A 6,733-nucleotide genomic window follows, 5' to 3' on the forward strand; every position below is an offset into this window, starting at 1 on the left:
TATTCGGCCACCTCGATCGGCATGTGCATGCGGGCCGCGTCCATCTCCACCAGGAAAGGCTCCACCCGTTTGCGCATCGACGATCCCGCGGCCAGGAGCGCGGTCAGCGCGCCGCGAAAGCCCGCCCATCCCTCGGGGCCCAGCTCCATGAAGGCGTTCCACGAGGGCTTTGAAAAGACCGGCGGGTCACCGGCAGACAGGATGCCATTGGCCTCCAGCGCCGCCACGTCGAGGATCATGTCCCCGATGGCCACGCCACAGCGCGGCGCGGTGCCTTCCGTGGAAAAGACCCCGTAGGGCAGGTTGTTCAGGGGAAAGTCGGTTTCCGGGTCGTTGGCGCTTTCGACCCAGCTTTCTTTCAGTCCGGTCATGCAATCCTCATTCGGCGTCGGGTTGGGTTTCGGGGCGCGCCGCGTCGAAGGCCGGCAGGGCCAGGGCGGCGCGTTCGATGTCGAGAAGGCGGGGGAAGCGGTCCAGAGGCACCCCCCATCTGTGGGCATTGTAAAGCTGCGGGACCAGGCAGATATCGGCCCAGGTCGGGCTGTCGCAGAAGCAGAACCGGCCCTCGGGCGCGATCAGCGCCTCGAAGGCGGTGAAATTTTGCTCCATGAAATGCACCATCCAGTCGATGCCCCCCTGCTGATCGGCCCCGTGGGCAGCCTTGAGATGGCCCACCACGCCCACATTCGTCACCGGCTGCGTGTCCATGGCAATGACATGGGCCGCCGCCAGCACCCGTGCGCGGGCCAGCGGGTCGGCGGGCAAGAGCGGCGGGTCGGGATAGACGGCTTCGAGATAGTCGAGAATGGCCAGCGACTGCACCAGCTCGGTGCCGTCCTCCAGCACCAGCGTTGGCACGAAGCCCGACGGGTTATGGGCCAGGTAGGCCGGGTTGCGCTGCTCCCCTTTCACGAGGTGGACCGGCAGGCTTTCCCAGTCGAGCCCCTTCAGGCCGAGCGCGATCCGCACCCGGTAGGAACAGCTCGATCGCCAATAGGTGTAGAGTTTCATGTCCTCTCCCGCGCCGGCGGGGCGCCGGCGCCCCGCAACGCGCCCCGGTCACCCGGGGCGCACTCGCCGAGCGTCCCCGCTCGGCGGTCCCGGCGCGTCGACGCGCCGGCTCCCCTCCGAGCCTACTTCACGCCGGGCGTGCCGTCGAACTTCTTCTCCAGGCTCTCCCAGCAGTCGATATAGTCGTCCTGCAACGGCGCTTCCTTGGCGGCGAAGGCGGTCAGGTGCTGCGGGAAGCGGGTCTCGAACATGAAGCTCATGGTGTTGTCCAGCTTCTCGGCCTTCAGCTCCGCGTTCGACGCGCCCTCGAAGGCGTTCTTGTCGGGCCCGTGCGGCAGCATCATGTTGTGCAAGGACATGCCGCCCGGAACGAAGCCCTTGGGCTTGGCATCGTACTGGCCAGAGATGTTGCCCATTAGCTCGGACATGACGTTCTTGTGGTACCAGGGCGGGCGGAAGGTGTTCTCGGCCACCATCCAGCGTTCGCGGAAGAGGACGAAATCGATATTCGCGGTCCCCTCCACGCCCGAGGGCGCGGTCAGCACGGTGAAGATCGACGGGTCGGGGTGATCGAACAGGATCGCGCCCACGGGGCAATAGGTCCGCAGGTCGTATTTCACCGGTGCGTAATTGCCATGCCAGGCCACCACGTCGAGCGGGCTGTGCCCGATCTTGGTTTCATGGAACTGGCCACACCACTTGATGGTCAGGGTCGAGGGCGTCTCGCGGTCCTCGAAGGCGGCCACGGGCGTCTTGAAATCGCGCCGGTTGGCCATGCAGTTGGCCCCGATCGGCCCGCGCCCCGGCAGGTCGAATTTCTGCCCGTAATTCTCACACACGAAGCCCCGGCAGGGGCCTTCCAGCACTTCGACACGGTAGACCAGCCCGCGCGGCAGGATGGCAATCTCCTTGGGCTCCAGGTCGATGATCCCAAGTTCCGTGCAGAACCGCAGCCGCCCTTCCTGCGGAACCACAAGCAGTTCGGAATCGGCGGAGTAGAAATAGGCGTCCACCATCGACTTGGTGACCAGGTAGATATGGCTTGCCATGCCCACCTGCGTGTTCACGTCGCCCGCCGTCGTCATGGTGCGCATGCCCGTCAGCCAGGTCAGCCCTTCGTCCGAATGGGGCACCGGATCCCACCGGTATTGACCCAGCGAAATCACGTCCGGGTCCACATGCGGGGCCGATTTCCAGTAAGGCAGATCGATCTTGGCATAGCGGTGCGAATGCTTGACCGAGGGCCGGATACGATAGCACCAGGTGCGCTCGTTCTGATGGCTCGGCGCCGTGAAAGCCGTGCCCGACAGCTGCTCGCCATAGAGGCCGTAATTGCATTTCTGAGGGCTGTTCATGCCCTGCGGCAACGCCCCGGGCAGCGCCTCTGTCTCGAAATCATTGCCGAAGCCCGGCATGTATTGCAGTTCGTTGGGACGGGTCGCCGCCGTCACCATGCCCTTGGGCAGATCATGGGTTGTCATCGCGCGTTTCCTCTCGGGCTCGTGATCGGGGCAGGACCTTCCCCCCTGCCCCGGCCGTGGCGTTTCAGGCCTTGTTCAGTTCCTTGGCGTGCAGCCAGGCGGCATGCTGCGGGGCTTTCTTGGTCCGCGACCATTCCTCCAGCATGTCCCACTTAACCTCATCCATCCGCTTCAGCAGCGCCTCTTCCTCCGGGTCCGGGCAGGCCAGCTCGATCCGGTGGCCATTGGGATCGAAGAAATAGATCGAGTGGAAGATGGAATGGTCGGTGACGCCCAGAACCTCGACACCATTGGCTTCCAGATGCTCCTTGAACGCGATCAGCTCGTCGCGGTCCTTCACCTTGAAGGCAATGTGCTGCACCCAGATGGGCGTGTTCGGATCGCGGCCCATCTCGGGCTTGGTGGGCAGTTCGAAGAAGGCCAGCACATTGCCGTTCCCGGCATCCATGAAGATATGCATGTAGGGATCGGGTTCATGCGTCGAGGGCACGTGATCCTCGGCAATCGCCAGCACGAAATCCATCTTCAGCATCTTGTTGTACCACTCGACGCTCTCTTTCGCGTCCTTGCAGCGATAGGCGACGTGGTGAATCTGTTCGATCTTCATGGGTCTCACTCCTTGGACAGGGCGGCGGCTTTCAGCGCGTCGCTGAGCACGGCGCGGTCGCCGATATGATTGGACAGCACCAGAACCAGCCGGGCGTTGAGCGCGTCGCTTTCAGCCTTGGTCAGTCCCTCGTGGGTGGCCAGAAGCTCGGCGTAGAAATCATCCGCGCCGGGGATGTTCGGGGTCAGAACGAGGTCGGACATGGGGCTTACTCCTTGCCGATGGCGCGCTTGAGCGCGGCTTTGACTGCGGCGTCGTCATAGGCGGGCCAGCGGGCGGCGACGTGCTGGTCGGGACGGATGAGATAGACGGCGCTGGCCGCCGATCCCAGGTAACGCTCGGCGAGCTCGGCCGTGGGGTCCAGCGCCAGCCGGTCGATGGTCAGCCCCTCGGCCTCCAGGCTGTCGGGCGCGTCCGCGCCGATGGTCAGCAGCGTGAACCGGTCCCCCAGCTTGGGCAGCAGGAACCCCTCGCCCAGCGGCGCATCGGCACAAGGCGAGCCGGGGCGCGCCCGGTCAGGTCCGCCGGGCAGCGCGTCGGGCGTGTTCAGGGCCGATCCGTCATAGGTGCAGGGCACGCTGAGGCGACCCGAATTCACCAGCGGCCGGGCGAAGGCGTAATGTTCGCTGAGGTCCAGAACAGCATCGCGCAGCACGCGGCTCATCTCGGACTTGGGCGTGATGAAATCGGTGGAGCGCGAGGAGTTGAGGATATTCTCATCCGCCCCGTGGATGCGCTCGTCATCATAGCTGTCGAGCAGGGTTTCGGGGGCCTTGCCCTCCATCACCAGCTTGAGCTTCCAGACCAGGTTGTCGGTGTCCTGAAGCCCCGAATTGGCCCCGCGCGCGCCGAACGGGCTGACCTGGTGGGCAGCATCGCCCGCGAAGATGACCCGGCCATGGCGGAACCGTTCCATGCGGCGGCACTGGAACGTATAGATCGAGACCCATTCCAGCTCGAACTCCACGTCCTCGCCCAGCATGGCCTTGAGACGCGGGATCACGTTCTCGGGCCGCTTCTCGCGTTCCTTGTCGATGTCCCAGCCCAGTTGCAGGTCGATGCGCCAGACCCCGTCGGGCTGCTTGTGCAAAAGTGCCGACTGCCCCCGGTTGAAGGGCGGGTCGAACCAGAACCAGCGCTCGGTCGGGAAATCGGCCTCCATGATCACGTCGGCGATCAGGAAGTTGTCCTCGAAGACGCGGCCCACGAAATCGAGCCCCAGCATCGCGCGGGTGGGCGAGCCGGCCCCGTCGCAGGCAATCAGCCAGTCGGCCTCCAGGTTGTAGGGGCCTTCGGGCGTGTCGATCTCCAGCGTGACGTGATCGGGATGGGTGCCGATGGCCGACACCTTGTTGCGTCCCCGGATCTCGATCGGCGCCCCCTCGGCCTGCAGGGCGCGGACCCGGTTCACCATGTATTCTTCGAAATAGTATTGCTGAAGGTTGATGAAGGCCGGGAACTCGTGCCCGTCCTCGGGCAGCAGGTTGAACTCGTAGACCTTGCGGTCGTCAAAGAAGACCTTGCCCAGCTGCCACTCGACTCCCTTGTCGACCATCTCGTGCCCGCAGCCCAGCCGATCGAGGATTTCCAGCGGGCGCTTGGCAAAACAGATGGCGCGGCTGCCGAAGCTGACCTTGTCGTTGTCATCCAGCACCACGACCTCGATGCCCTGCTGCGCCAGGTCGATGGCGGCCCCGAGGCCAATGGGACCGGCCCCGATCACCACCACCTTGCGGCGCACCGGCGCGGGCGCATCCTGATCGGGCGAGCGCTCGTAGGAATACAGCGGCACTTCGAAAATCTTCTTGTCGGCGACCTTGTTCATCTCTCCTCCTCCCCCGAGATGTCCCTCGGCCAATAGGCCGCCGCGCTCGGGACGCGGCCATGTTCCAGGTGAAAATCGTCCAGTTGCGGCGGGGCAATCCCGGCATCCGCCACCATCGTGTGGGCCTGCCCGCGGTGGTGGATCTGGTGCTGGAAGAGATGCAGCAGAAGCGCCCCCACCTTCTCCGTCACCATGCCCTCGCCCCGTTCCGTCGCCCGGTCCTCGTCCAGCATCGCGGGGCTCAGGCCCTGACAAAAGCGCGCCAACCGCAGGTCCACATCAGACTGCGCTTTCGCCAGCTCCGCCACCGACGCGATCTCCTCGCGATCATAGACCGACCGTCCCCGCCCGCCCGCTTCCAGAGCATCCACGTAGTAGAGATCGACCTCGTAGATATGGTTGAGCGTGGCCTTGAGCGAGGGAAAGAAGCCCGGGCGCGGGGCCGCAAGCTCTGCCTCTGTCAGCCCCGCGATCGCGCCGTAGAGCGTCGCGTTTGCCCAGGCATTGTTCAGGGCCATGGTCAGGAACGGATCGCGCATCGCCCGCTTACCCCTGAAGGGCCTCCCACATTTCCATGTCGCGCTGCGCCGTCCAGATACGCGGCGTGTCGATGCCACGGGCCTCGTCATAGGCGCGCGCCACGTTGAAGGGCAGGCAATGCTCGTAGATCGCGTAATCGGCGAACTTGGGGTCGCATTCCGCGCGGCAGGCGTCCCAGGCATCCTTCAGGCTGCCGCCGCGCGCGGCCACGCGGGCCACCGGGCGATAGGTCGATTCCACGAAATCGCGGGTGTTCTCGATGGCGGCATTCACCATCTGCTTGCCGACCAGCGCATCGCCGCGCCCCGGTGCGATCGCGTCCACGTCGAACCAGGCGATATTGTCCAGCGTGTTGCCCCAATCGCCGAAATGCCCGTCGCCGCAGTAGCAGGCCGAGTGGTATTCCACGATATCGCCGGTGAACATCACGTTCTGGTCGGGCACGTGGATGACCGCATCGCCCGCCGTGTGGGCGCGGCCCAGATGCATGATGTCGACCCGGCGCTTGCCCAGGTAGACGGTCATCGCGTCGGAAAAGGTGGTGGTGGGCCAGGTCAGGCCCGGAATGCTTTCATGCCCTTCGAAGAGACGCGGGAAACGCTGGAACTCGCTGTCCCAGTCCTCCTGGCCCCGCTCCACCACCATCGAGCGGGCGGTGTCCGACATGATGATCTGCCCGGCGCCATAGGCCGAAGCCCCCAGCACGCGCACCGCGTGATAATGGGTCAGCACCAGGTGGCTGATCGGCTTGTCGGTCACTTCGCGGACCTTCTCGATCACCTTGGCCGCCAGGCGCGGTGTCGCCTGCGCCTCGACGATCATGACGCTTTCATCGCCGATGATGACGCCCGAGTTGGGGTCTCCCTCGGCGGTGAAGGCCCAAAGCCCCTCGCCCACCTCGGTAAAGGAAATCGTCTTTTCGGTCATGTCCCCCTGGGACGCGAAGGCCTTTGCCATGTCCGGTGTCTCCCGTTTGTCCTGTCTGTTCTGTTTGCGCGCGCGCGGCGGTGCGGCCCTCTGCCCCGTCCCGCCGATCCTTGGCTCTGGTATCGTTGCAATTGCAACAAATGTCAACGCCGTTGCAGCTGCAACGAATTATCGGGGAAAATCGGACAGATGGCAGAGGGTGCGTTTGAACTGGCAGACTTCCTGCCCTACCGAATCGCGGTCCTGTCCGAACGCGTGAGCCGCCGCCTGTCGCTGATCTACGGGGCCGAGGCCGGGATCACGGTGGCCGAATGGCGGGTGCTTGTGCACCTGGCGAGCTGC

At 64.9% G+C, this 6,733-nt stretch carries 7 protein-coding genes and 1 pseudogene; all 8 read right to left on the bottom strand.

The features are described 5' to 3' along the window. Nucleotides 1-371 (bottom strand): annotated as a pseudogene (locus ACEQXV_RS07515) (fumarylacetoacetase); the annotation flags it as partial. A 7-nt stretch (nt 372-378) separates the two neighbouring features. After that, a complete protein-coding gene (maiA, locus tag ACEQXV_RS07520; protein ID WP_370268558.1) occupies nt 379-1,011 on the bottom strand; it encodes a maleylacetoacetate isomerase in 633 nt (210 codons plus the stop codon). A gap of 122 nt (nt 1,012-1,133) precedes the next feature. Beyond that, nucleotides 1,134-2,465 carry a homogentisate 1,2-dioxygenase gene (hmgA, locus tag ACEQXV_RS07525; RefSeq protein WP_370268564.1) on the bottom strand — a complete coding sequence of 444 codons (1,332 nt, stop codon included), beginning with the start codon at nt 2,463-2,465 and terminating at the stop codon, nt 1,134-1,136. A 91-nt stretch (nt 2,466-2,556) separates the two neighbouring features. After that, entirely contained in the window at nt 2,557-3,099 is a 543-nt protein-coding gene (locus ACEQXV_RS07530) for a VOC family protein (protein WP_370268559.1), read from the bottom strand. 5 nt (nt 3,100-3,104) lie between these two features. Then, nucleotides 3,105-3,302: a DUF2783 domain-containing protein gene (locus tag ACEQXV_RS07535; RefSeq protein WP_370252728.1), complete on the bottom strand. Its 198-nt coding sequence runs from the start codon at nt 3,300-3,302 to the stop codon at nt 3,105-3,107. 5 nt (nt 3,303-3,307) lie between these two features. Beyond that, nucleotides 3,308-4,924: an FAD-dependent oxidoreductase gene (locus ACEQXV_RS07540; RefSeq protein WP_370268560.1), complete on the bottom strand. Its 1,617-nt coding sequence runs from the start codon at nt 4,922-4,924 to the stop codon at nt 3,308-3,310. After that, nucleotides 4,921-5,463: a DinB family protein gene (locus ACEQXV_RS07545; RefSeq protein ID WP_370268561.1), complete on the bottom strand. Its 543-nt coding sequence runs from the start codon at nt 5,461-5,463 to the stop codon at nt 4,921-4,923. Before ACEQXV_RS07545 ends, ACEQXV_RS07540 begins: the two co-directional genes overlap by 4 nt. Before the next feature lie 7 nt (nt 5,464-5,470). Then, nucleotides 5,471-6,421, bottom strand: coding sequence for an MBL fold metallo-hydrolase (locus ACEQXV_RS07550; RefSeq protein ID WP_370268563.1), 951 nt, complete (start codon nt 6,419-6,421; stop codon nt 5,471-5,473). Nucleotides 6,422-6,733 lie beyond the last annotated feature (312 nt).

It is taken from the genome of Nioella sp. (assembly GCF_964229645.1).
Taxonomy (GTDB): domain Bacteria; phylum Pseudomonadota; class Alphaproteobacteria; order Rhodobacterales; family Rhodobacteraceae; genus Nioella.